The organism is Flavobacterium sp. RSB2_4_14 (genome assembly GCF_051547085.1).
Classification (GTDB): Bacteria; Bacteroidota; Bacteroidia; order Flavobacteriales; family Flavobacteriaceae; genus Flavobacterium.
The window spans coordinates 117,078-143,370 of the sequence record NZ_JBPTTL010000006.1; the positions used below are offsets into that span (position 1 = coordinate 117,078).

Here is a 26,293-nt window from a genome sequence, read left to right on the forward strand (position 1 = left end):
AGTATTATTTTGCTTGGACATATTCAAGTTGTTCTAAGTTTACTTTTGAAGTAAATACACCATAATTCACCACCGCTTTGTTTTTTTCAATTTTATCAATTGTTCCAACGGCTTTACCATCAAACATTCTTACTCGATCACCAACTTTCAAAATTACTTTTGGTTTTTCAGCTTCTGTTTTTTGGGCTTTTATTTTCTTTTCTTTTTTGACTTCTCTAATGGCTTCAACTTTAACTTGAACTTCCTCAATCACTTTCTTTTTGATGATTTCTTTTTCTACTCTTTCTTTAGCGGTAGCTTTTTTTCGTTTGGAATTTTCTATTTCCACTATTTTTAAAAACTCTCCAATCAATACTTTTTTATCTTTATTGTTAAAGTATTTCTCGGCAATATCATCAATTTTTTGTCCCATATAAATCAACCGTTGATTGGCATCATATAGCTCTTGGTAACGTTCTAATTTGTCCTGAATTTTAATGTTAATAGTTTCCATTTTTTTGCTTTCCTCTCGAGCTTTACTTTCTTCTTCTTTAAGATTTTGAGAGGTTTTCTCCAGTTTGGAACGCTCTTTTTGTAGTGTGGCAATCGTTTTGTCAAAGCGTACTTTTCCGCCTTCAATTTTCTTTTTAGCACGATTAATTAATCCATAAGGAATGCCATTTTTTTGTGCTACTTCAAAAGTAAATGAACTTCCTGCTTGACCAAGTATCAGTTTGTACATAGGTTCCAAAGACTTTTCATCAAAAAGCATGTTAGCATTACTGGCAAATGGCAATTCGTTGGCTAAAATTTTTAAATTGGAATAATGAGTTGTAATAATTCCATACGCTTCCCGATGATAAAACTCTTCCAAGAAAATTTCAGCCAAAGCGCCACCCAATTCTGGGTCTGAACCAGTTCCGAATTCATCAATCAAAAACAACGTTTTGGCATTACATTTTTTTAAAAAGTAATTCATATTTTTCAATCGATAACTGTATGTGCTCAAGTGATTTTCTATGGATTGATTATCGCCAATATCTGTTAGAATACGATCAAAAAGAAAGGTTTCGCTGCGTTCATGAACCGGAATTAAAATGCCACATTGCAACATTAATTGTAACAGTCCAACGGTTTTTAACGAAATGGTTTTTCCACCTGCGTTTGGTCCTGAAATGACGATAATTCTATTTTCCTTGTTTAATTCAATAGTTTGAGGATAAGTTGTTTCTTTTTTTTCGCTATTGTTTAAATATAAAATAGGATGATAAGCATCTCTAAAATACAATCGCTTTTCCTCTATAATATTGGGTAAAATCGCATTGATTTTTCGTGCGTATTTTGCTTTGGCAGCAACTACATCCATATCGCTTAAAAAGTCTTGGTATTGTTTTAATAAATCAATAAAAGGACGAATTTCATTGGAAAGTTTTTTTAAAATTCTGGTAATTTCTTCTCGCTCTTCATATTCAAGATTACTCAATTCTCTTGAATAGCGTAATGTTGCTTCTGGTTCAATGTAGGCAATACTTCCTGTCTTGGAACTGCCTAAAATAGAACCTTTTACTTTTCTTCTATACATTGCCAAAACCGCTAAAACTCTACGATTTTCAACAAAACTTTCTTTAATTTCATCTAAATATCCCAACGAATTGTATTGGCTCATGGCTTGGCCAAAACTTTGATTAACTTTGCCTCGAACCACACTCATGTCTCTTCGAATATTAATCAAATCAGGTGAAGCATTATCTTTGATTTCGCCATATTTATCAACTACTTCATCTATTTTTTGGATGATGTATTTGGTGTATTCAACTTGTGATGCTTTTTCGTTTAGCTTAGGATAGTAATCGTTGAATTTTTTTAGGAACAATAACATTGCATTCACTGTTTCCGAAAGAGTTGCTATTTTTCTAAAGCTACTTACTTCTAGAAAACTATCTTCAATGGCCAGGAATTTAATATCATTGGTAAGATTGTCAAATCCGTGATTGGGAATTGCATTGTTATTGGTAAACGAGGAAAGAAATTCAGAAGTTTGTATCAAAGCATTCACTAGTGTTTCCTTATTTTTAAAAGGAACTATTGCAAGCGCTTTTTCTTTCCCAATTTCAGTGTTGCATCGCTCTGAAATGGTTTGTAAAACCGTATTAAATTCTAAATCTTGTAATGTTTTATCTGTTATCGAAATCATTAAATCAATGTCTTTGCTTCAAAGTTACAAAGGATAAAATCCATATTGCAATTGAAAATAGTATTTTTGATAAAATTTTAAGAGATGTTAATCAAAATGCATTCTTCATGGCATGATATACTAAAGCCAGAATTTGAAAAACCCTATTTTCAACAACTTATTTCGTTTGTAAAATCGGAATATGAAACTAAAAAGTGTTTTCCTAAAGCGGACCATATTTTTGCTGCATTTAACCATTGTACTTTTGACAAAGTCAAAGTAGTAATTATTGGTCAAGATCCATATCACGGATTAGGACAAGCTAATGGTTTGTGTTTTTCGGTGAATGAAGGCATTGCTTTTCCACCATCGTTAATCAATATTTTTAAAGAAATCGCAACTGATTTGGATGTACCATTTCCTAAATCGGGCAACTTGGAACGTTGGGCAGACCAAGGAGTTTTACTGCTCAATGCTACACTAACCGTTAGAGAAAGTGAAGCAGGAAGTCATCAAAATAAAGGTTGGGAACTATTTACTGATGCCGTAATTCAAAAAATATCGGATGAAAAAGAGCATGTAGTTTTTCTTCTTTGGGGTGGATTTGCCAAAAAGAAAGGGGCGAAAATTGATAGAAATAAACATTTGGTTTTGGAAACCGGACATCCATCACCATTAAGTGCTAATCGTGGATTATGGTTTGGAAATAAACATTTTAGTAAAACAAATGATTATCTTAAAAGTATAGTAAAGGAAACAATTAATTGGTAAATATTAATTTACATTAAAATAATAATAACCTGCAGCATCAATATTCGCTGCAACAGAATTGATATTTACAATTAGATTACTAGAAGAACTTTCAGAACGCAATTCTACACTATTGGTTGAAGCACTATTGTATCCAAAACTCAAACGGTATTCACCAGCATTCAACAAAGGAAAACCAACATTATATTCATAGGTTTGGTCAGTATTATTGTATTCACAGATAGCATAAATATAGGAACCATTTTGAGCACTTCCTAAATTAATATCGAGTTGACTATCATTTACGGTGACAACTTCCCATTCGGTTGCATTTATTTTTCTTTCAATAAGATAAGTAAAAGTGAATTGAGTAGCGCCACCAGTTGAGTGATAGATATCTAATAATTCGCTTTGACCAACTTCGGGTAAGTATCTTGAGAAATCTGCATTTACATAAATAAAGTCACCAACACTGTAGGTTGGTTGTGTTTGAATGGTAACTAAATTGGGTACATCTATATAAATGTTATTGTAGAAACCATCATCGTTTGTGTCACAATTTGAAAGTAAAAATGCAAACGCTATGAGCAATAATTTTTTCATACTATTTTGTTTAAAATCTATACCCTAAATTAATACCAACTCTCGAAATCACATCGGGACTTTTTTCTCTATTAAAAAGATTGGAACCAAAACCTACCAAAACTTCTAAGGCAAAACTATCGTGAAAATACATTTTATATCCTAAACTGCCACCCAATCCAAAATCGGTGTATTGTGACTTTTCGGTAGCATAATAGGCATCCCCATTTTCATCAATTAGTCTGACTATTTCTTTATAATCGCCACCATTATAGGAACCAAAAATTTCGGCAAAATAATATCTCGTTTTACTTTTTGATAAAGCATAGCGAACATAAGGATTGAACTCATACTTAGGAACATTGTTTCTGTAGCCATTGTCAAAGTCTTCATTTAATTTATCGCTGTCTGAATAATTCACATTGATACCTATAGAATAGTCGTTGTCAAAAAATCTTTCATAGCTTACACTTAATTTGGTATAAACTATTGCAGATAAAACATCCACACGCAATTCGGTTTTTTTATTGGAAATTATTGAATTCTCCTGGGCTTGCGTGGCTAATGATGCTAAAAGCAGTAGACAAAATAATTTTTTCATTAAAGATTGTTTTATTTGAAAACGAATATAGTAAATAAAGTATTGTGTACTTGTTAAATATATAAAAGAATTAATCCAAGGTTAAAGCACCTAATATTTCTTCATTCATAAACGGACCACCAGGATATTTAGCAGTATAATCTAGATTGAGCCAAATATTACCTCTTTCATCTATGTGATAATGAATGGCATTATTTTTACTTTCTAGTGGGAAAAGTATTTTTTTTATAAGATAGTTGATACGCTCTAAATCTCTTTTGTTGCCAATATAAAGTTCGGGATAGATATGTCCTTTGGTATGAATTAATCTTGAAGTTCCTCCAATAGATTTTATACAAGCCACCATTAAAATAGAGTGGTCATCACAATCTCCTGAGAGATATTTTAGCGACTCAGTAGCTTTAGCAATGTAGTCATGACCTTTTGGATCGCTAACATAATTCCAGTTAGCATTTATTTCTTTGAAAATGGCAAAAGATTGTATGATTGTGAAATAGTCATGGTAACCTTTAATTTTTTTGAAATGTTTATTAATTGCCATAAAGGCAAAATCTCTGACTTTTGGGTTTTGATATTCTACCGCATCTAAAATTTTCGATTTATTGGGAAAAGGCATTAGTCTAGAAATGATAATGTCTTGCGGATATGGGTTTTCATCCATGGTATACATCATCGAACGGTAATCTTCAAAAATATTTTGAAAACCATACTTACCAGATAAGGTTCCAAATAAAAGCAAAATCAGATAGAGAATAACCGAAATTAAAGTCACTCTTCTCATAGCTCTTAAAATTAACTGAATAATTACAAGGATGAGAATAAATAATATAATTCTATCAACGTTATGTGCCCATTGGAGCGTGATGAAATTATTATGAGCAATGATGAATACAGGAATGGTTATTAAGACATTCAAGATAAATATGATAATCAAATCCCAAGGACTTTTTATCCTGAATATTTCTTTCAGACGCGGATAAGTGAGATTATTTAATTTGATCATGATGCCAATGGCAAAAGCTAAATGGCTTTTACTATTTCAGCAAAAGTACCCTTTTTATCTATAATTTTTAGGTCAAACAACTGATTTTGAATTTTGTTTAACACTTTTTCGTCTAGTGTTTTTTGAGACCATTTAGTAAGCGAAAGCCATTCCTGAATATCTTGTAATTGCTGATGGTATTTTGATGCCAAAGTCCTATCAATACTTGGAATTTCTTTAAATTCTGTAGTAGTGTTGTTAATAATGTCAATTATAAGAGAAAGGGTTTGCTTATTGTGTTCTAAAAATTCATTTCTTACCGCAATTACAAAGCAAGGCCAAGGAGTTGGACAATCGGCAACGCGACGAAAAATTCCTTTATCTACTAATGGTTTGGTCATAAATCGTTCCCACATAAAGTAATCAGCAGCGCCATTAGTCAGAGCTTCAATGGCACCATCAATGGTATTTACTATTTCAAATTGCAGGTTATTGGTATCCCAATTTTGATTTTGAGCATTGACATATGCCATTAAATGCGAACCTGAACCATAGCGTGAGATAGCTACTTTGGTGTTTTCTAAATCAGCTAGTGTTTGGTATTTTGAATTAGCAGCAACATGAATCCCCCAAATCAATGGACTTTCCACATAAACTTGTACTATCGAACTTGGATTTCCTCCAACAATATCTTTTACAATTCCTTCGGTTAAAATAACAGCGATATCCGTTTCACCATCACGTAGCATTTGACACATTTTACCTGTGCCTTCTGGAATGTCTGTCCATTGTAAATCAATACCAACTTGTTCAAACTCGCCATTGTCAATACACATATGCCAAGGCAAGTTAAAATGTTCTGGAACTCCAACGATTTTGACTTTCTTCATGTTATTTTTTCAAGTTAGGATTTTCCATCAACCACCAATTCCAAATAACACCATCTTTATCTGGATAACTTTCCATCATTTTCATACCTACTTTACTAAGGATATGATTGGAAGCACCATTTTCATGATGTGTATAGGCGTTCATTTTGTCAATGTTCATTTGATTAAAACCATAATCAAGCCAAGCGATGGAAGCTTCGGTAGCATAACCTTTGCCCCAATGTTTTTCATTCAAACGATAACCATAATCATAGAAATTAGTATTCCCGTTTTCAACATGGTCATCTATATATTTTATGCCTGTCCAACCAATAAATTCTCCAGTTTCTTTGAGTATTGTAGCAAAACGACCAATAGTATTTCTTTCATATTGGCTACGAACATACTCAATGGTTTTAATGCTTTCTTCTATGGCTTGTGTCGGATTTTGCCAAAGGTATTTGTGTACTTCTGGATTACTATCCATAGCAAACATGTCTTCAGCATCAGAAAGTTCCAATGGTCTTAATAGTAATCGTTCTGTTTCCAATACTAATGTCATAGTTTATCCCGCCAATTTATCTAATGCATATGCAATCAAAGCATCAACCGCTTTATAAGGATCTTCACTAAATGTTCCTGTAGCTCTATTAGCAATGATGGCGTTTAAGGACAAACACTCATGACCTAACAATTTACCCAAGCCATAAATAGCGCCAGTCTCCATTTCTAGATTGGTCATTTTTATTCCATTGTAGTCAAAGCTATCCATTTTGCTATTTAAGTTTGCATCTTGAATTTCGAGACGTAAAACGCGTCCTTGTGGACCATAAAATCCACCTGCAGTTCCAGTAAAACCTTTATAAATTTGAGTACTTTCCAAGCGTTTTTCTAGTGTTTCAGAACAAGATATTACATAAGGTCTGCCTTTTCGCATATCCCAATCGGTTTGTTTTATAAAAGCATCTTCTATGTCTTTTTCAGATATATCATCTATCAGATAGGAGCGAAGCATATTGTCTAAGCCTAATCCATAGGTACTCATAACCATACTATCGCAAGGAATATCTGCTTGTAATGAACCCGAAGTTCCTATTCGAATGATGTTTAACGAAGTTAAATTTGCTTTAGGTTTACGGGTTTCTAAATCTATATTCACTAAGGCATCCAATTCATTCATAACAATATCAATGTTATCCGGACCAATTCCGGTGGACATGACAGTCATTTTTTTACCTTTGTAATAGCCTGTTTGGGTTTTAAATTCACGCTTTTGAGTAGAGAATTCAATACTATCAAAGAATTGCGTTATTTTTTCCACTCGGTTTTGATCACCTACAAAGATGATGTCGTGTGCAATATGTTCGGGTTTCAGATTTAAGTGGTAAACACTACCGTCTGGGTTTAATATTAATTCTGAAGATTGTATCATTGTTTTTTTTGTTTATAGTTTCAAGTTTGTGGTTTATAGTTTCAAGTTTCTGACCACTAAATACTGATCACTGAATGCTACTTTATCCACCAACACGTTTGGTTTTAAAACCTTTATCCTTTAGGATGTTCATTATTTTATCGCGATAATCGCCTTGAATGATGATAGCTCCATCTTTGAAAGTGCCACCTACACTGAGTTTTGTCTTTATTTCTTTGGCTAATATTTTAAAATCTTCATCACTGCCTTCATAGCCTTCTATGATGGTAGTGGCTTTGCCTTTTCGCTTTTCGTATTTGCAAATCATAGGTTCCTTTTGAATAAAAAGTTCATGTTCTTCTTGAAACACTTCCTCTTTTTCGGTGGATGGTTCGTGGTCTGGAAAAAGTTTTTTTAGTTGTTCCTGTAAATCCATTATATTTTATAAAAAACCAAAAAAGACATCAAGCAAATAACTCAATGTCTTTAATGAAATTATTGAATTAACCTTTATTTTTTCTTTAATCCTAATTCTACTAGTCTTTCATCAAGGTATTCACCTGCTGTGATGTCCTCAAATCCCTTTGGATTATTAGCATCAATACACTTCTCTAGACAGTTTAAAGGCATATCACTAACGGGATGCATAAAAAACGGAATAGAAAAACGCGATGTTCCCCATAACTCTCTTGGCGGATTCACCACTTGGTGAATAGTAGATTTCAATTTATTGTTGGTGTGACGGGATAACATATCGCCTACATTAATCATTAACTCATCGGGTTGTGCCATAGCATCAATCCATTCGCCATCATGATTTTGTACTTGTAACCCTTTGCCTTGTGCACCCATTAATAGTGTAATCAAGTTGATATCACCATGAGCAGCTGCACGAACAGCACCGTCTTTTGGCTCATCGGTAATAGGTGGATAGTGAATTGGTCTCAGGATACTGTTACCGTCTTTGATGTAATTATCAAAATAAAATTCATCTAAACCAATGTACAATGCCAACGCTCTCAATACATAAATACCTGTTTTTTCCAGCATTTTGTAGGCTTCTTTTCCCACTTCATTAAAGTGTGGTAATTCAGCAACCGTTACATTATCTGGGTATTCATGAGCGTATTTTGACCCTTCGCTAACATATTGTCCAAAGTGCCAAAACTCTTTCAAGTCTCCAGCCGAACGCCCTTTGGCATGCTCTTTTCCAAAAGAAACATAACCACGTTGTCCACCAATACCCGGAATTTCATATTTCTCTTTGGTTTCCAATGGAAGTCCAAAGAAGTTGCGTACTTCCGAATATAAATCTCCAACTAATTTGTCATCTAAAAAATGACCTTTTAACGCTACGAAGCCAATATCTTCATAAGCTCTTCCGATTTCATTTACAAACTTTTGTTTACGTGCCGGCTCATCCGACAGGAAATCACGTAAGTCAACACTAGGAATTTGTTGCATACTAAAACTTTATTGTTAATAACTTAAACTGGAAAAATTCCAATCATAACTACAAATGTAACGATTTTTTAAATATGCAAAACCAAAGTTATTAACAATAAGCAAGACTGAATGGTCTACTCAGTCATTGATAATGAGTTAGCTTTTATCTATATTCTTTTCTGTATTTTCTGTTTTCTATTTACCAAATAACTAAACACTTTTTAGTACTTTTGGTCGACTTTATAATCCAACAAACCAACATGAATTTCGATAGAAAAGAGTTGTCCAATATTCAATTATTGGATTTATATAAAAGACTGCTTAAACCCAGATTGATAGAAGAGAAGATGTTAATCTTATTGCGTCAAGGAAAAGTGTCTAAATGGTTTTCTGGCATTGGGCAGGAAGCGATATCCGTAGGTATTACTGCTGCCTTGGATAAAGACGAATACATTTTACCGATGCACCGCAACTTAGGAGTATTTACCGGAAGAGACATACCATTACACCGCTTATTTTCGCAATGGCAAGGCAAGAAGACTGGCTTTACCAAAGGAAGAGACCGCTCGTTTCACTTTGGTACGCAAGAGTTCAATATTGTGGGTATGATATCGCATCTCGGTCCGCAAATGGGTGTTGCCGATGGAATTGCACTAGCCAGTAAACTTAAAAAGAACGGAAAAGTTACTGCTGTATTTACTGGTGAAGGCGCTACTTCTGAAGGTGATTTCCACGAGGCGTTGAACATAGCTGCCGTATGGGATTTGCCTGTGTTGTTTGTCATTGAAAATAATGGCTATGGTTTGTCTACACCAACTAATGAGCAATACCGTTGTGAGAACTTAGCTGATAAAGGTGTGGGTTATGGTATGGAAAGTCATATCATAGATGGGAATAATATTTTGGACGTTTATACTAAAATAGCCGAGCTAAAAGCGTCAATGGTTGCCAATCCTCGACCAGTGTTATTGGAGTTTAAAACTTTCCGTATGCGTGGGCACGAAGAGGCGAGTGGTACTAAATATGTCCCACAAGAGTTGATGGATATGTGGGCTATCAAAGACCCAATTGCCAATTATAGAGAGTATTTACTTCGCATTAGCGTTTTATCTGAGGAAGAAGACGAGAAAATAAAAGCGGCTATAAAATCAGAAATCGATGAACATTGGGCGATTACACAAGCCGAACCAGAGTGCGTAGCTGACTTAGCCGAAGAGCTTACCGACATGTATGAACCTTATGAATTTGAAGCTATTACTCATGGTGATACAGTAGAGAATATCCGTGTGGTAGATGCTATATCGAATGCTTTACGTCAATCAATGGAACGTCATGAGAACTTGGTTATCATGGGACAAGACATAGCGGAGTATGGTGGCGCATTTAAAATTACCGATGGTTTTGTAGAACAGTTTGGTAAAGACCGTGTTCGCAATACACCCATCTGTGAAAGTGCTATAGTATCTGCAGCCAATGGTTTATCCATAAACGGTTTCAAAGCAGTTGTAGAAATGCAATTTGCCGATTTCGTTTCTTCTGGTTTCAATCCTATTGTTAACCTTTTGGCAAAACAACATTACCGTTGGAATGAAAAAGCCGATGTAGTAGTGCGCATGCCATGTGGTGGTGGCACACAAGCCGGACCGTTTCACTCACAGACTAATGAAGCTTGGTTTACTAAAACACCCGGACTAAAAGTAGTCTATCCTGCTTTTCCTTATGATGCCAAAGGCTTATTAAACACGGCCATCAACGACCCAAATCCGGTGATGTATTTTGAGCACAAGCAACTATATCGTTCCGTTTACCAAGACGTACCAACTGATTATTACACGATACCTTTTGGCAAAGCGGCACTTTTGAAAGAAGGAAATGATGTCACTATCATCTCTTTTGGTGCTGGAGTTCACTGGGCATTAGAAACTTTAGCCAAACATCCTCAAGTGAATGCTGACCTAATTGACTTACGTAGCTTACAACCGTTAGATACTGACGCTATTTTTGCCTCAGTGAAGAAAACCAATAAAGTAATTATACTGCAAGAAGACACGCTTTTTGGTAGTGTGTCTAGTGATATTTCAGCCATGATTATGGAACAATGTTTCGAACATCTCGATGCGCCTGTGCGCAGAGTAGGTAGTCTTGAAACCGCTATTCCGTTTGTAAAAGCACTTGAAGACCAATACTTACCTAAAGACCGTTTTGAAAGCACTTTGTTAGATTTATTGGCTTATTAAAGTTATCAAAATCTATACTTATTTATAATATTTAAATACAAAATAATCATAGAATGAAAATTGACCAATTAACCTTTACCAGATTTATAGCTTCAATTTCAATAGTTATATTTCATTTTGGAGGAGGTAGTTATGTCTTTAATAATGTTTTTCTATCTTTTATTTTTGAGCAAGCTAATCTTGGAGTAAGTTATTTTTTTATACTTTCAGGTTTTGTAATGATAATAGCTTATTATCAAAAAGAAAGCATTCCTTTTTTTAGTTATATAAAAAATAGGTTAGCACGTATTTATCCCATTTATTTTGTTGCTATCTTTTTATTAATTCGGATTAGTATTTTTTCGGGGATTTCTTTAACCGATGTTTTCTTAAATTTATTAATGCTACAAGCATGGATACCTGGGAAAGCATTAGGTATAAATTTCCCGGGTTGGTCGCTATCAGTTGAACTTTTTTTTTATTTAATATTCCCTTTTGTATTTAACTACTTTTATAAAAAAGTAAACTTTAAAATAACTGCAATTTGTATAATAGTTTTTTGGGTTTTAAGCCAAGTATTGTTTTATTTTACTACTCAAAACCAAGTAATTAATCTATTTTATTACACTCCTAAAGATCTAAGTTATCAACCTTTTATGCACTTAAACCAATTCTTAATTGGAAATCTTCTAGGATTGTATTTTGTAAATAATTATAAGAAAGAGACAAAAGATTTTACGTTACCAATTGTTTTGATTTTAGGACTATTATTATTTGTATTTAAATTTAATATTGGCATGTCTTATCACAATGGATTATTAGCTTTTTTATTTGCGCCTTTAATCTATTTTATAGCAATAAGTTCTGGAAAAATTGCTGCTTTTTTTAGTAAAAAGATATGCATATTCTTAGGTGAAATAAGTTATGGTATTTATATTTATCAATGGCCTGTTTGGAGTATAATTTCGGATTATAAATTAAATAAATACTTCGGAATAGACAAAGTAACTGATTTTACATTTTCATTTTTATTACGCTTATCTATATTGATATTTATAGCAGCAATGAGCTATGTGTATTTTGAAAAACCTATACGGAATAGATTAAAACAGTTAATCTAATATATAGACTATCAAATACTTAAAAATCATAAAAGATAGTAATATTACAGATTGAAATAAAAAATAAAATACTTTTATTACTTATATCTTTGATGGTTTTTAGATAATTTTAATTCAATTTCTTTCTTCTATTTTGTTTCCAGCTAATAAAAAAGAGTGTTCCAATACAAAAAAGAGGACCAGAAATGAAGAGATAGGCAGTCCAATCAAATCTTCCCCATGCGATAATAATGTACAATATACCTAATATGGAATAAATTATTGCACCCAATAATTCTTTATACCAAGCTATAAAAAGAACTAAAAGTACTAAATAAGTTGGTGTTAAATGCACTAAAAACGCGAGTGCTTTATCCCAAAATTCTAAATTTTCCTCAAAAACATCCAAAGCAAAAATACTCACAAAAAGCGCAAAACAGATACTCAACACTCGAGCCAACCATGTAACTTTAGTAGTATTATGATTAATTATTCTCATCCTGTTATTGTTGTGAATTTAACAGAATAAAGTTACTCAATTTCTTTTGAAAACAGTATGACAATTGTCATGCTATTACCGTTTTGTGCAAGGTTTTTTGCTTTTAAATTTTAGCCCACACACTACCAAAAGTTTGTTTTAAACAGGGTTGTTCACTTCATCGTCTTCTTTGTCCTCTACCTCAAATTCATTGTTAAGAAAGGTCTCTAATTCTTGCTCATCCTTTCGGTTTTTTTGAATTAAAAACACCACTAAAACAATAACTAAAATGCTTAATCCTCCTATGATATACCAATTGATTTCCATGACGTTTTGTTTTTAATAAAGATACAAAAAATATGTAATGTAATTGTTATCAGCACATTGCTAAATGGTTACTTCAAAAGTTAAAAATACTAGCTAAGAAAAAAAAATATGATTTTTTTTTGTTTAACAAAAAATATTTATATAATTTTACCTACATATACATTAGATACCCCACTATCTACCTAAAACAAATGCTTATGACATCTAAAGAATTCAAAGTGTTGTGGGAAGCTATTACAGAGCTTCGAACTATTGTCTTAATGACAACGCCATCAACTTCCGAGGAAGTTTTTTTGACAAGCAATCAAGTGATGAAAATGCTCAACATTAGCAAAAGCACGCTCTACCGAATGCGTGTTAACAAATTCATTACGCCAGTAATGGTTCATAAAAGGTATTATTATCCAAAAAGTCTCATTACACAGGAAATTCTTGAACGAGCACAAAGAATTCAAGACCAGTCCAACTTTTTTGATGAAAGTTAGTCTTCGACTAAACTGTTTAAAATAGCTAGGGATGGAAACTTGATTGCTAGTGTTTTTATTATTTGAAAAGTATAGAAAAATGGATTACAACACAGGGCCAAAAGAATTGGAACTACCGTTTCTCGTATCCATTATTTTTCCTGCCATATACGCCATAGGCATATAAGCTACAAACAAGTCTAACATCGAAAACCAAACCGGTGAAGGCAAAGATAATACCATATAAAAACCACCCACCAGAAACACCAATCCGATACTCAAAGCAATTTTAAAACGATGTGTGGCAGCAATTCCAGCTGCTACCAATGCGCCCACAAAGGTACCCAAGGCATGAGCCAGAAAGGGAAAGATAAAATGTTGTGGTTCAAATAAGCGCATCGAAGCCGCTAATCCTTCTACAGTAGTAACATCTGCGCCCTCGGGTGGCGGAATTATGGATGGTCCTATGGCTATAAACAGTGAATTGACAGCACTGCCAATGACAAGCCCTAACACAACGGCTATCGTATTTTTTACAGTAGTATTCATAAAAAAATGGTTTTACAGGTTGGTATTGTAAAGATACAAATTAAATGAATGACGAATAATTTTAATGTAATGATGTTGGTTTTTGCATTGTTTATAGTACTCCCCAACGGATTGAAAAGTTATATAACCAAGTGTACCATTATTCTAGAACTAGCACAACCAAGAAGTTTGACGAACCATTTTCTTTCCATCTCAACGCTATGATAAATGCCACAAACTTTTTTCATACCTTTATTCTTGTAAGCAAACCAACAAGATGAACAGTCTAGACCAATTACACTATATAGCCCAAACGTTTCCTAATACCGATAGAATGCCGGTATTCTTCTTTGGTCACGGAAGTCCTATGAACGCCATTCAGGAAAATCAATTTGTAAAAGGGTTCAGAAATAGTATTAAAGATTGTGTAAAACCAACAGCTATCCTCTGCATTTCTGCTCACTGGTATACCAAAGGCACCAAAGTAACCGCCATGGAATTGCCTACAACCATACATGATTTTGGTGGTTTTCCTCAAGCCCTTTTTGACGTGCAATATCCTGCACATGGAAGTCCTTTACTCGCCAAAGAGACCAAACACTTGTTGCAACCAATTCCTGTAGAGCTTAACGACAATTGGGGATTAGACCACGGTACTTGGTCGGTGGTAAAACACCTATATCCGCTTGCTGATGTACCCGTTATTCAACTCAGTATTGATTACTCGCAACCGCCAGAGTATCATTACCAACTGGCACAAAAGCTACATGCCTTGCGCCACAAAGGGGTACTCATTATAGGTAGTGGCAACATAGTGCATAATCTTAGATTGGTAGATTTTTATAATATGGACAAAGATAACTATGGCTATGATTGGGCGATAGAAGCTCATGACACCATTAATAAATACCTATTGGAAGGCAACTACAAACCACTATTGCACTATGAAAAACAGGGTAAAGCACTGCAACTAGCCATTCCAACACCCGAACATTACTTGCCTTTACTCTACGCATTAGGACTGCAACAAAAAGGAGAAAGCATCACCCTTTTTAATGATAAGATGGTTGGAGGAAGCCTAAGCATGACCTCATTAAAAATTGCTTAAAGATTATAAGGTATTTTTACAATTTTCTCCAACGGATTGAAATCTGTATTTATGATTTACCCCAACGGATTAAAATCCGTTGTTACAATATCTTCCGTCCCTCTGGAACTTGGACAACGGTATAGAGCCATCGGCTCGGCACATTTTGTAGGGTAGGGTTTTAACCCTATCCATAAAACAAAACACAAATAATAATTAAATCAAATCATTAAACAAATAACGTTCATCGTAGGGAATTTCAAATTTATTCAGATAATCCAAATATTCATCTTTAAAGGATTGATTGGCGTGATGTTGTTCTTGATTGGCTACATATTTATAAACCGCGTCAATTTGGGAATGACTGTATGAGAAAACACCATACCCATCTTGCCATTCAAATCGATCTAAAATCAATTTATTATCATTGATATATTTTGATGATTTGGCTTTTACAGTTTTCATCAATTCTGATATGGATACTGTGGGTTTAAGTGCTAAGAAACAATGAACATGGTCTTCTGTACCATTTACAATAATAGTTTTACAGCCAGTTTCGTTTATCAAATTGCCAATGACTCCAAAAATGGTTTGTCTCCAGTCTTTATGTAAAACACTTTCTCGGTATTTAACCGCAAAAATAAATTGTAGGTACACTTGGTGATAGGTATTTGCCATTTTATTTTCTTTTTATAATGGTTGTATTATGAATGTAATTTTCTTGGTATGTTATTTTTTAATTGGTTAAAATCTACCGAATCTTCGGGACTACAAAATGTATCGTTCCTATGTCAATGGTTTAAAACCTCCCGAATCCTCAGGACTACAAAATGAATTGTTCCTACGGAACTTTATATGAATTTTGCATTATTCCCCAACGGATTGAAACGTTTTGATATCATATTCCCCAACGGATTAAAATCCGTTGCTACAATATTTTCCGTTCCTCCGGAACTTGGACAACGGCATAGAGCCATCGGCTCGGCACATATTGTAGGGTAGGGTTTTAACCCTATCCGTATAGCAAAACAAATATTTTTTATTTATTTCTACAATATTCCCCAACGGATTAAAATCCGTTGCTACAATATCTTCCGTTCCTCCGGAACTAAAACAACGGCACAGAGCCATTGGCTCGGCACATTTTGTAGGGTAGGGTTTTAACCCTATCCATTAAACGAAACACGTCTTGTAGGGTAGGATTTTAACCCTATCCACAATAAAAAATTAATCTAATTATTTAACGCTAATCTACCAAATCCCTTCCAATCTTCCTACAAAAGTGAATATTTTTTCCATTTCTGTTCGCCTTTTCTTCGGGTCTTCTTCGGAAAAAAGGCCTGTTTTCCGAACAAAACCCAACCCATACCCGAACAACACCCGAACAAACATCAAAATAGGACTGTTTTAGGGGTCAATAGGTGTCATGTGAGTTCAAAAGGGTTTCTTTGGGTTCAAAAGCGTTCAATACCGTTCAAGCTATTGTGCAGTGTGTGAGCTTGTTATAGCTTTGTTTTCAATCAGTTACCTCATGGGCTGACACGTTTTAGTAATAACCCAAAAAAACACAAAAACTATGGGAACGTACAACAAAGGAATTTTAGGCCCTTTTTCAGGGAAAGTAGGAACGGTAGTAGGAGCCAATTGGCGCGGTAAGTTCATTATGCGCTCTTTGCCCGTTAAAACCGATCGATTACCCACCAATACACAACTTTTGCAACGCGAAAAGTTTACCTTGGTCAGTGAATTTTTAACCCCAATGTCACCAGTTATTACCCGCTATTACGGTCTTAATACTGGCGATAAAACCAGAATGAACCAAGCCATGTCGTATCATCTTAAAGAAGCGGTGACCTATGTTGACCCTGATTTTATCATTGACTTCAACAAGGTGCAAATCAGTAAAGGTGATTTGATTGGGGTACAAAATCCTACGGTGGCTGCCGTGGGTAGTGACAGTGTCAAGTACAATTGGCTCAATAACTCAGGGCAAGGTGCAGCGAAAGCAACTGACCAACTCGTGGTCGTGCTTTATGCGCCACTATCGGGTTTGTATTATTATTTATTGACTGCTGCTGCCCGTGTTGATGAGTCTGTTACGGTGGTATTGCCAACATTCTTCAATGGGCTAGAGGTACAAAGCTGGATTACTTTTGCTTCTGAAGATGAAAAAAGCTACGCTACCAGTATTTATATGGGTAGTGTAGTGGTGAGTTAAGCGTGTAGTTCAAAGATCAAAGTAGGCAGAATAAAACCTGATGGGTATTGGTTTCCTATCAGGTTTTATTAGGTTTTATAGTGTTATTATTTTGTATTTATTTGATTTCCAATGTTACCTTTTCGTTGAAATGTAAAACTTAACATTGAATTTTGGATATATAACCTACATTTGTTAATACTAAGTCAATATTGAATTAACAATATTAAATAAATAGCATTATGATAAAACGAACGACACCTGCAAAAGCCAAGGCAACACCTGTCACTGAACCAGACACTACAACCGCTGCTGCACCCGTTATAGAAGAAACAATTGATATTGTAACAGTAACAGTTATTGAAGAAACACCAACAGAAGAAACACCAAATGAAACAGAAGTCAGCAATGACGAAAACACCACAACTATGACGGATAAAGAGAAAGAAAAAGCAAAAAAAGCTAAGGATAAAGCCAAAGCCAAAAAAGCTGCTGAGAAGAAAAAGGAAAAAGCTAAAAAAGAAAAAGCAAAGGATAAGGCAAAAGCGAAAGCCAAAAAAGAAAAGGAAAAGAAAAAAGAAAAAGCAAAGAAAGCCAAGGCTAAAGCTAAAAAGAAAAAGAATTCTAAAAAGAAAAAATAGTAATTATCCCCAATATGTTTTTGACCTATTGGGGATTTTTTTTTGAGGTAGTTATAAAAATTAACCCAAACAAAGATTTAAATCCTGTTTGGGTTTAACTAATGTAGGTTTACATTAAGGACAAACTATTTTTATTTTTCCAAATCCATTTTACATTTCGGACATTGACCCGGTTTATCGCTAGTTACTTCTTTGTGCATAGGACAGGAATACTTGCCTTTACTTTCATTGTTACAACAATTGCCTTTTCCTTTTCCGTTTCCTTTGGCAGCACACATAGTACCACTCATATCGATGCAGTCACCTTCTTTCATTTTCATTTTCTTACCGTCTTTCATAACGCATTCCCCATTTTTCATGCATTTGGTGCCATTTTTTAGGGTTACGTCTTTGTTCATCGCTCCCATTTTACCGTCTTTCAAACACATCATTTTACCTTCTTTCATCGTGTAGCAGGTTGTGGATGATGTTGCTTTGGTTTGAGTTTGACTATACGAAGATGTTGTTGTCATAAAAAATGCAAATACCATTATAGTAACTAAACCCGATGTAAATCTGTTAATTTTTTTCATAATCAATATCATTTAATTTCCGTCAGTGCCGCTGTTGCTCGTTCTTCAGTATTGCTGTTGCCCACATTAATTTTGCTGAATAGTGCACTATAAATTTACAAAAAAATTGTTGAGCTAACTGGGTTTCTATCTTATTACTTGCTTAAGAATGAAAAGGAAATAGAGGAATATGGGTGCTATTTAAAAGTAAAAAACCACTCGCTTTTGCGAATGGTTTTCAGTATCAGTTATCATGTTAATCCGTTGGGTTTAGTTAACCAAATCTTTAATTATTGATTACCTAAAAAATGCAACCACATAGGCACAAAGAAAAAAAGATTGAGATAGCCCAATTCTTGGGTTCATATAGCTATGGTTTTCTCGAATTAAGTGAAACGACTTTCATTGTTTACAAAAACTTTGTTCTTAATTAGTTAAAAAAGCTATGAAAATTTCTTAATACCTATCGGATAATGTTATTAAATTAGTTATGTGCATGTTTAGCGCCACAGCATTGTTGGTGCATATAGCTTTCACTTTCTTCATGCCAAGGGAAGTTGGCATTGTATTTCGAGTTTTCCCAATAGAAAGGTTTACGGTTTTTTGGTTCGTTGCCTTCCTCGTTCATGGTTTCTGAATTATACATTCTACCATTGGCAATGGTATAGCGCAGTGATGCCGAATTTTGAATGTCGTCCAAAGGATTTTTGTCCAATACCAATACATCGGCTAGTTTACCTACTTCTAAAGAACCAATGTCTTTGCCAGCACCGATATAGTTGGCACTATTGATAGTAGCCGTTTTTAAACTCTCTAGGTTGCTCATACCACCTTGGTTGATACTCCACAATTCCCAGTGTGCTCCCATACCTTGCAACTGACCGTGAGCTCCCATATTGACTTTTACTCCTTTATCGGCTAACGATTTTACGGCTTTAGAAGTTAGGATGTGGTCGTTTTGATAATCTTCTTCTGGAGCCATGATGCGGTAACGTGAACGGGAATCAATAATAGCTCTTGGGGTAAATTGTAAAAGCTTTTTGTTTTCCCAAACGTTGGTTTTTTGATACCAATAGTATTCTGAATTTAATCCGCCATAATTTACAATTAGGGTAGGCGTATATCCTACTTTGCTAGTACCCCAAAGTTCCAAAACATCTTTATAAACGGGTGTTACAGGAATGTTGTGTTCTACTCCTGTGTGTCCGTCAATCACCATAGTCATATTGTGAAAGAAGTTAGAACCACCTTCGGGAACTACATTGATACCTTCTTCACGAGCAGCTTGCAGTACTTGTTGGCGTTGGTCACGACGCGGTTGGTTATAGCTTTTCACCGATAGGGCACCAAAGGCTTTAGTTCGTTTAATGGAAGAACGTGCATCGTCAAGATTGTTAACTACTGCTTTAAAATCGCCATCGGCACCATATAATATAAATCCGGTAGAGTAGATACGTGGTCCTACAATGGCACCACTTTTCACCATTTCCGAAAGGGTAAATATTGATTCAGTGTTGGATGATGGGTCGTGTAAAGTAGTAACTCCAAAGGCAAGGTTAGCATAAAATTGCCAGTTTTGTTGTGTGGTTAAACCATAACGGAATGCACCTACGTGTGCATGGGCATCCACCATACCAGGCATTAGGGTTTTGCCTTCTAAGTTATATACTCTAGCATCAGTAGGAATGGCAATTTCTGTTGCTGAACCCACGGCTTCAATTCGGTTTTGATTGATGATAAGTGTCCCTTTTTCTATCACTTTATCACCACTCATAGTGATGATTCGCGCATTGGTCAATGCCAATCGCCCTTTTGGTTTGTCAACCTTTGATGTTAATCCTATTTTAATACCACTATTGGTTGGTTTTTCAACTTTCTCTGGCGATCCTGGCAAAAAAGTAAAACGATCCTTTATATCATTGGCATAATAAACATCACCCAATGTCCAAAGTACTTTTTGGCTGTTGCCACTCCAATGAATGTTTATACCCGAGTCTTGTGTCAATTCTGAAACTGGTACAGCCGTAGTTTTGTTGTCTAAATCTACTTCTTGTCCGTTCATGTTTAAAGGCGCTACGTAGGCTTTGTGTAGATGGGTAAAGGCAATCCATTGGTTATCAGGACTAGGCACTAATCGGTTGGCATATTTTGATTTGATGTGTGTGCGTTCGTCTTTGCCATTCAAATCCACACTTTTTAATTCTTTGGTTAAACTTCCAAAAAACACACCACCAGTTTGGTAGAAAATGCGAGTGCCTTCTTTAGTAAAAATTGGAAACTCTCCAGCAGGAGTTATAAACTTACCAGCACCACCAGAAGCATTCATGGTGTAAATACCTGGTTTTACTGTAAAAGCATTCCCTTGGTCAAGGTTTCCATTTTCTTTTCGATATACTATAGTCTTGCCGTCAGGTGATAGAGAAGGTGTTCTGTAAATCCCTTTTGTATTGGTAAGTTTTACAGCATTTTTGCCATCTATCCCTATTTTTCTAATGCTACCCAGTTCTATATCATTCCAGGTTACATACAAAATACTTTTACTATCTGAAGTGAAAGTCGGTTCCGCTTCAAAGTCGGTTCCGTTGGTCAATCGTTTAGGAGTACCATTAGGTAATTCTTTTTTCCATAAATAGCCTAGTGCTCTAAAGACAAGAGTCTTTCCATCTGGAGAGGTTACCGCATCGCGTATCATCTTTACCGTGAAATCAGTATCAGGCACTTGTGTTTCAAAATGCACTCTATCGGCAATGTCAATCGCTACATCAACTGTGAAAGGTATAGTAGTAGCTACCGAAGTTTTGGTATTTAACTTTTGAATTTTCCCTCCAAACCAGATGATGATGTCTTCATTATTAGGCATCCAATTGAAGTTGGGATACACACCAAACATAGCCCATGCGGTTTGTTGGTCTTTATCGAGTTTGTCGCATACAGGCCATTCTTCGCCAGTTTCTAAATCGTGTAAGTACAACACCGTTTTAGTTCTTACGCGTTTGATAAAAGCAAGCTTTTTACCATCTCTCGATAGTTGAGGTCGAGCCGCACCACCTGGTCCGCCAGTAACGGTTTCTGTTTTTCCCGTTTCAAATTCGTAGCGATAGATGACATAGATTTGACTGTTAGGATCTTTGTTGTATTGAAAAACACCGCCTGGAGCCATATCTTCGCTGTAATACATATATTTTCCGTCAGGTGAGATTATAGGTTCATTGACATCTTGTTGGTCATTTTTACGTTTGGTAAGTTGCACGCCTGTACCACCACTAATGTGGTATTGCCACATTTCTCCAGCACCAGCAGAACGTTGCGAAGTAAAGTTCTTTCTTCCTACTAGATAATTGCCATTGGGCATCCAAGCTGGATTAGTCATCAATCTAAAATCTTCTTTGGTAACTTGCTTGGCATTGCTACCATCGGTATTCATTACCCAAAGGTTATCACCGCCACCAGCATCGCTCGTAAAGGCAATCTTTTTGCCATCGGGACTAAAACGCGGTTGGATTTCAAAAGGAATTCCCGAACGCAACACTTTGGCTTTGCCACCAGCTATGGGTAAACTATAGATATCACCCAATAAATCAAAAACAATAGTACTACCATCTGGACTAACATCTAGATTCATCCAAGTGCCTTCGGTAGTAGTAAAGTTGTGAGTTTTGTAGTTAAAGCTATCACCAGGTTTGGCTACATCCCATTTGGGTGGTTCTTTATCGGTTTTAGCAGGTTCTTGAGCATTGGAAATTTCAATTGAAAATAGACAAACGAGTAGATAAATTATTTTTTTGTACATATGAAAATGGTGAGTTTTAATTAGAGTTGATAAAGATATAAATAAAAAGATTCTGTTTCAAAAACTAGTGAGAAGTAAAAGATAAATCAAAGTGTTAAAGTTGAATTTGTTTTAAAAAGTATATCCTTAACCATTTGATAACAAAGTAATTTCAAAATTGATGTAACATTTATAGAAGTTGATTTACTAATGTTTTCAAAAGTTAACAAAAGAAATTATTTTATTTAAAATATTAAGATTTATAAATAGGTATAACAACGGTATTGCTATTAACCACTTAAAATACAACACTATGACAAAACTAGTATTCAAAACCACTTTTTTAATTATGATAGCCGTTGCATCAGCGGTTGGTCAAGAAATGACTTGGAAAAAACTAACAACAGAACCTTATGCTGGAAAACAAGATGACATCACTTTTGTTGATAAGAACACGGGTTGGTATGTTAACGGCTATGGCAAGATATTCCACACAGCAGATGGAGGAACTACATGGGAAAAACAACTAGAACAAAAAGGGACATTCTTCAGATGTATTGCATTTGTAGATAAAAATATTGGCTTTGCAGGTACTGTAGGCACCGATTATTTTCCGAATGTAACCGATACTATTCCGTTGTATGGCACCAGAGATGGTGGAAAAACATGGAAACCTGTTGCTTATAAAGGACCTTATGTAAAAGGATTGTGTGCTATAGAAGTAGTAAAAGAACAGTACATCAACCATGGGAAAATTGATAACAAAGTGCATTTGTTTGCCGTGGGAAGAGTAGGTACACCAGCCAACATGATGGTGTCACATGATGGTGGTACCACTTGGACTTCTAAGAGTATGAATGAAGACTGCAAAATGCTCTTTGATATAAAGATGTTAAATAAGAATGAAGGTTTTGCTGCAGCTGCTACCAATGAAGACATCACTTTATCAAATGCTTTGATATTAAAAACAGCTGATGGCGGAAAAACATGGCAAAAGGTTTATCAATCTACTCGACCATATGAAACTACTTGGAAGATTGCCTTTCCTTCACTCAAAGTAGGCTATGTAACCATACAGTCTTATAATCCTGATACCAATGTAAAACAACAGCGTGTGGCAAAAACCACAGACGGAGGAAACACTTGGGTTGAATTGAACTTGGTAGAAGATGCTGGAGCTCGGGAGTTTGGAATAGCTTTTATAGATGAAAATCATGGTTTTGTAGGCACTATGAATAGCGGTTTTGAAACTTTTGATGGCGGTTTAACTTGGCAAAAAATAGATTTAGGAAGAGCTTGTAATAAAATCAGATTGTATAAGGACGAACAAGGAACTACTTATGGTTATGCCATAGGAGTGAATGTATTTAAACTTTAAAACTATAAATATGGAACCAAAAAAAGTAAGATCAATAACTCCGTTTAACAGAGTGTTGTATGTTTTATTTATTCTATTAGCAGTGTATCAAATTTTTGTAAAAAAGGATTATATAGATGCTACAGCTAGTTTAGGAATAGGATTGATTTTCGACCCTTTCAATCCAAATCAGCCATGGCAAGAGAGACCAATGTGGCAGAAAGTTTGGTTATTTGTTCACTTAGCAATTGTAGCATTAGTATTTGGTTTAGGTGTTGGACTAGGAGATAGATAATTTAGCTTATACGATTTGTAAATTAGAAATTATAAAAGAGTAATTATTAATACGACCTGATAGGTGATTTATCCCTATCAGGTTTTTTTATAACTATTTTAATTTTTTACTTTTCACAAATTATTATTTTGTAACTTAGAGTAAATAATAGTTTTAAAAAATAAATATATGTGGTGGCATTACGTTTTAGTTTTTATAGGTGCCTTTATTTTTGATGTAGTGCCTTTTCCATTTCCTCCAGCTTTTACCATCATGGTATTTATGCAAATAGTGTTTAAGTTAAATGTTTGGTTGGTAATATTAATTGGAGTAGCGGGTTCTATATTTGGCCGATATGTCCTCACACTATATATTCCTCGAATTGCTGGGAGTATTTTCAACCCCGATAAGAATGAAGATGTTCGGTTTTTGGGTAAAGTTTTGAAAGAAAAAGGATGGAAAAGTCAAATGGTAATCATTGCTTATTCTTTATTGCCGTTACCAACAACACCTTTGTTTATAGCTGCAGGTATGGCAAAGTTAAGACCAATATATATTATTCCGGCATTCTTTGTGGGCAAATTTACTAGTGATACAGTATTGGTTTTTTTTGGAAAATATGGCACAGAAAACACTGAAAAAATGCTTCAAGGCGCCTTTTCATGGCAATCTTTTCTTAGTTTAGTTATTGGGATTTTATTATTAAGTGCTTTGTTATTTATAGATTGGCGTTCACTTATTCAAAAAAGAAAATTCAAGTTAAACTTCAGAATTTGGAATTAAAAAATCCCGATTACTCGGGATGTAATAAGTTATTTTTTATTCAGTTTACTGTTATTGTATCCATATAAAAAGTAGAATACTAATCCAATAACAAGCCACATTCCAAACCATTGCCAATTAGAAACCGCCATACCTGTTAGTAAATAACAACAAGAAATAAGACCAAGTAAAGGTATGAGTGATAAGTTTTTAAGATATGCCAAAACTGCCATCACAATACACAGTATAATGAAAACCACCATTGGTATATTGGTCATAAAAAAATCATCAGAATAGCTAAAAGTATCTGGAAAGAAAGTAGGTAAGTAGTATTGCACTAAACCGAAAGCTCCTAGACATAGTAATGGGAAAATATATTTTGAGTTGATGTAAGGTATTCTAAATTTCCCTTTAGTAGCACGTTCTGCTAGCTCACTTTCGCTTTGTGGGGAAAGCATCAATACACCACCACAAACTAATACAAAAGCAAACAAGGTTCCAATACTTGTGAAGTCTAGAACAAAGTTTTCATCGGTAAAGAAAATAGGAATACCTACAACCATCCCGGTTATTATGGTGGCAAATCCAGGTGTTTTGTATTTAGGATGTATTTCGGCAAACTTCTTTGGCATAAGACCATCACGACTCATGGTCATCCAGATACGCGGTTGTCCCATTTGGAATACTAATAATACGCTAGTCATCGCTACCACAGCTGCAATAGATACTATGAATAACATCCATTTTACGCCCTTCAAGGCAAAGATTTCAGCTAAAGGATCACTCACGCCTAATAAGGTATAAGATACCATTCCGGTGATGACTAAAGCCAAAACAATATAGACAACAGTACAAATCACCAAAGAATTAATCATCCCTTTGGGTAAGTCGCGTTGCGGGTTTTTGCTTTCCTCTGCTAAAGTCGATACCGCATCAAAGCCAATATAGGCAAAAAACACAGCAGAAACACCACCCATAACACCGCCAAAACCATTTGGCATAAATGGTGTCCAGTTGTCAATGTCAATATAAAAAGCACCAACAACAATTACCAAAACGATAATAGCCAACTTAATATAAACCATTAAGTTGCTGATGTTTCTAGATTCTTTTGTACCACGATAAACTAAATACGTTATCAAAATATTGATTAAAACCGCAGGTAAATCGAAGATAATACGCAATCCACTTACCATTGGAGCGGTATTCCAAGCGTTAAAACCTTCACCTGCTTTATTGGCAAGTATAGCATCATAAGCCGATTGGTAGTTGATAGTTAGCCATGCAGGCAAGTGAATACCAAAGGTTTCCAATAGGTTAGTAAAATAACCACTCCACGAAAAAGCTATATAAATATTTCCAATAGAATACTCCATGATTAGTGCCCAGCCAATTATCCAAGCAAACAATTCACCAAAAGAAACATAGGCATAGGTATATGCACTACCCGAAACAGGAACACGAGAGGCAAATTCAGCGTAACACATAGCGGTAAATCCACAGGCAACGGCGCAAATGATATATAAAAAAATAACTCCTGGTCCACCAGAAAAACAAGCATTACCAATAGCACTAAAGGTACCACCACCAATAATGGCAGCTATTCCAAAGAACGTTAAATCTTTTACGGTTAAAACTTTGTGTAGTCCAGTATGTTCTCCATCTCCACCTTCTTTTACGATAACTGTAGTTGATTTTTTTCTAAAAAGGTTAGCTATTGACATGGTTTTGATTTTAGTTAAGTTAGGA

26 protein-coding genes are annotated in these 26,293 nt (G+C 34.9%); 10 read left to right on the forward strand and 16 right to left on the reverse strand.

All coding sequences use genetic code 11. The features are described 5' to 3' along the window. Positions 1-4 precede the first annotated feature (4 nt). Positions 5-2,173 (reverse strand): endonuclease MutS2, encoded by a 2,169-nt coding sequence (locus tag ACSVH2_RS11375; protein ID WP_438093305.1) that lies wholly within the window; start codon positions 2,171-2,173, stop codon positions 5-7. 84 nt (positions 2,174-2,257) lie between these two features. Here ACSVH2_RS11375 and ACSVH2_RS11380 point away from each other — a divergent pair, with 84 nt between their 5' ends. Then, the gene (locus ACSVH2_RS11380) at positions 2,258-2,923 is read left to right on the forward strand and encodes a uracil-DNA glycosylase (protein WP_438093306.1); all 666 of its coding nucleotides are present in this window, start codon (positions 2,258-2,260) and stop codon (positions 2,921-2,923) included. Between the two features lie 3 nt (positions 2,924-2,926). Here ACSVH2_RS11380 and ACSVH2_RS11385 read toward each other — a convergent pair whose 3' ends face one another. The 8 genes from ACSVH2_RS11385 to ACSVH2_RS11420 form a co-directional block, all read right to left on the reverse strand. Further along, positions 2,927-3,505: a hypothetical protein gene (locus tag ACSVH2_RS11385; RefSeq protein ID WP_438093307.1), complete on the reverse strand. Its 579-nt coding sequence runs from the start codon at positions 3,503-3,505 to the stop codon at positions 2,927-2,929. A gap of 10 nt (positions 3,506-3,515) precedes the next feature. Further along, positions 3,516-4,085 (reverse strand): DUF3575 domain-containing protein, encoded by a 570-nt coding sequence (locus ACSVH2_RS11390; RefSeq protein WP_438093308.1) that lies wholly within the window; start codon positions 4,083-4,085, stop codon positions 3,516-3,518. Between the two features lie 70 nt (positions 4,086-4,155). Further along, positions 4,156-5,088: a transglutaminase gene (locus tag ACSVH2_RS11395; RefSeq protein ID WP_438093309.1), complete on the reverse strand. Its 933-nt coding sequence runs from the start codon at positions 5,086-5,088 to the stop codon at positions 4,156-4,158. Positions 5,089-5,105: 17 nt separating this feature from the next. Then, positions 5,106-5,957 (reverse strand): substrate-binding domain-containing protein, encoded by an 852-nt coding sequence (locus ACSVH2_RS11400; protein WP_438093310.1) that lies wholly within the window; start codon positions 5,955-5,957, stop codon positions 5,106-5,108. A 1-nt stretch (position 5,958) separates the two neighbouring features. Next, positions 5,959-6,498: a GNAT family N-acetyltransferase gene (locus ACSVH2_RS11405; protein ID WP_438093311.1), complete on the reverse strand. Its 540-nt coding sequence runs from the start codon at positions 6,496-6,498 to the stop codon at positions 5,959-5,961. 3 nt (positions 6,499-6,501) lie between these two features. Then, positions 6,502-7,368: a nucleoside phosphorylase gene (locus ACSVH2_RS11410; protein ID WP_438093312.1), complete on the reverse strand. Its 867-nt coding sequence runs from the start codon at positions 7,366-7,368 to the stop codon at positions 6,502-6,504. Between the two features lie 82 nt (positions 7,369-7,450). Further along, the gene (locus ACSVH2_RS11415) at positions 7,451-7,783 is read right to left on the reverse strand and encodes a translation initiation factor (protein WP_438093313.1); all 333 of its coding nucleotides are present in this window, start codon (positions 7,781-7,783) and stop codon (positions 7,451-7,453) included. Positions 7,784-7,857: 74 nt separating this feature from the next. After that, on the reverse strand, positions 7,858-8,811 hold the full coding sequence (locus ACSVH2_RS11420; RefSeq protein WP_438093314.1) for an isopenicillin N synthase family dioxygenase: 954 nt from the start codon (positions 8,809-8,811) through the stop codon (positions 7,858-7,860). 242 nt (positions 8,812-9,053) lie between these two features. Here ACSVH2_RS11420 and ACSVH2_RS11425 point away from each other — a divergent pair, with 242 nt between their 5' ends. Both ACSVH2_RS11425 and ACSVH2_RS11430 read left to right on the forward strand, forming a co-directional pair. After that, positions 9,054-11,030, forward strand: coding sequence for an alpha-ketoacid dehydrogenase subunit alpha/beta (locus ACSVH2_RS11425; RefSeq protein WP_438093315.1), 1,977 nt, complete (start codon positions 9,054-9,056; stop codon positions 11,028-11,030). Positions 11,031-11,083: 53 nt separating this feature from the next. After that, positions 11,084-12,130, forward strand: a complete 1,047-nt coding sequence (locus ACSVH2_RS11430; protein ID WP_438093316.1) for an acyltransferase family protein — start codon at positions 11,084-11,086, stop codon at positions 12,128-12,130. 109 nt (positions 12,131-12,239) lie between these two features. On the opposite strand, the gene ACSVH2_RS11435 is transcribed toward ACSVH2_RS11430, so the two are convergent. After that, on the reverse strand, positions 12,240-12,608 hold the full coding sequence (locus ACSVH2_RS11435) for a DUF7670 domain-containing protein (protein ID WP_438093317.1): 369 nt from the start codon (positions 12,606-12,608) through the stop codon (positions 12,240-12,242). 138 nt (positions 12,609-12,746) lie between these two features. Next, positions 12,747-12,914, reverse strand: a complete 168-nt coding sequence (locus ACSVH2_RS11440; RefSeq protein WP_438093318.1) for a hypothetical protein — start codon at positions 12,912-12,914, stop codon at positions 12,747-12,749. Between the two features lie 197 nt (positions 12,915-13,111). Between ACSVH2_RS11440 and ACSVH2_RS11445 the strand changes: the two genes are divergently transcribed. After that, on the forward strand, positions 13,112-13,399 hold the full coding sequence (locus ACSVH2_RS11445; protein WP_438093319.1) for a helix-turn-helix domain-containing protein: 288 nt from the start codon (positions 13,112-13,114) through the stop codon (positions 13,397-13,399). 84 nt (positions 13,400-13,483) lie between these two features. On the opposite strand, the gene ACSVH2_RS11450 is transcribed toward ACSVH2_RS11445, so the two are convergent. Beyond that, positions 13,484-13,927: a hypothetical protein gene (locus ACSVH2_RS11450; RefSeq protein ID WP_438093320.1), complete on the reverse strand. Its 444-nt coding sequence runs from the start codon at positions 13,925-13,927 to the stop codon at positions 13,484-13,486. A 256-nt stretch (positions 13,928-14,183) separates the two neighbouring features. On the opposite strand from ACSVH2_RS11450, the gene ygiD reads away from it, so the two are divergent. Then, the gene (gene ygiD, locus ACSVH2_RS11455) at positions 14,184-15,014 is read left to right on the forward strand and encodes a 4,5-DOPA dioxygenase extradiol (protein WP_438093321.1); all 831 of its coding nucleotides are present in this window, start codon (positions 14,184-14,186) and stop codon (positions 15,012-15,014) included. A 195-nt stretch (positions 15,015-15,209) separates the two neighbouring features. Here ygiD and tnpA read toward each other — a convergent pair whose 3' ends face one another. Further along, entirely contained in the window at positions 15,210-15,671 is a 462-nt protein-coding gene (gene tnpA, locus ACSVH2_RS11460; protein WP_438093322.1) for an IS200/IS605 family transposase, read from the reverse strand. 898 nt (positions 15,672-16,569) lie between these two features. Between tnpA and ACSVH2_RS11465 the strand changes: the two genes are divergently transcribed. Beyond that, the gene (locus ACSVH2_RS11465) at positions 16,570-17,211 is read left to right on the forward strand and encodes a DUF6266 family protein (RefSeq protein WP_438093323.1); all 642 of its coding nucleotides are present in this window, start codon (positions 16,570-16,572) and stop codon (positions 17,209-17,211) included. A 221-nt stretch (positions 17,212-17,432) separates the two neighbouring features. Continuing rightward, a complete protein-coding gene (locus ACSVH2_RS11470; protein ID WP_438093324.1) occupies positions 17,433-17,831 on the forward strand; it encodes a hypothetical protein in 399 nt (132 codons plus the stop codon). Between the two features lie 131 nt (positions 17,832-17,962). On the opposite strand, the gene ACSVH2_RS11475 is transcribed toward ACSVH2_RS11470, so the two are convergent. Both ACSVH2_RS11475 and ACSVH2_RS11480 read right to left on the reverse strand, forming a co-directional pair. Then, positions 17,963-18,403, reverse strand: a complete 441-nt coding sequence (locus ACSVH2_RS11475) for a DUF6799 domain-containing protein (protein WP_438093325.1) — start codon at positions 18,401-18,403, stop codon at positions 17,963-17,965. Positions 18,404-18,866: 463 nt separating this feature from the next. Continuing rightward, complete coding sequence (locus ACSVH2_RS11480) at positions 18,867-22,172, reverse strand: amidohydrolase family protein (RefSeq protein ID WP_438093326.1); 3,306 nt, start codon at positions 22,170-22,172, stop codon at positions 18,867-18,869. Positions 22,173-22,464: 292 nt separating this feature from the next. Here ACSVH2_RS11480 and ACSVH2_RS11485 point away from each other — a divergent pair, with 292 nt between their 5' ends. From ACSVH2_RS11485 to ACSVH2_RS11495, 3 genes are all read left to right on the forward strand, one after another. Further along, positions 22,465-23,529, forward strand: coding sequence for a WD40/YVTN/BNR-like repeat-containing protein (locus ACSVH2_RS11485; protein WP_438093327.1), 1,065 nt, complete (start codon positions 22,465-22,467; stop codon positions 23,527-23,529). Positions 23,530-23,539: 10 nt separating this feature from the next. Continuing rightward, positions 23,540-23,803: a hypothetical protein gene (locus tag ACSVH2_RS11490; protein ID WP_438093328.1), complete on the forward strand. Its 264-nt coding sequence runs from the start codon at positions 23,540-23,542 to the stop codon at positions 23,801-23,803. Between the two features lie 168 nt (positions 23,804-23,971). Next, complete coding sequence (locus ACSVH2_RS11495) at positions 23,972-24,565, forward strand: hypothetical protein (RefSeq protein WP_438093329.1); 594 nt, start codon at positions 23,972-23,974, stop codon at positions 24,563-24,565. A 29-nt stretch (positions 24,566-24,594) separates the two neighbouring features. On the opposite strand, the gene ACSVH2_RS11500 is transcribed toward ACSVH2_RS11495, so the two are convergent. Further along, positions 24,595-26,268, reverse strand: coding sequence for an amino acid permease (locus ACSVH2_RS11500; RefSeq protein ID WP_438093330.1), 1,674 nt, complete (start codon positions 26,266-26,268; stop codon positions 24,595-24,597). Positions 26,269-26,293 lie beyond the last annotated feature (25 nt).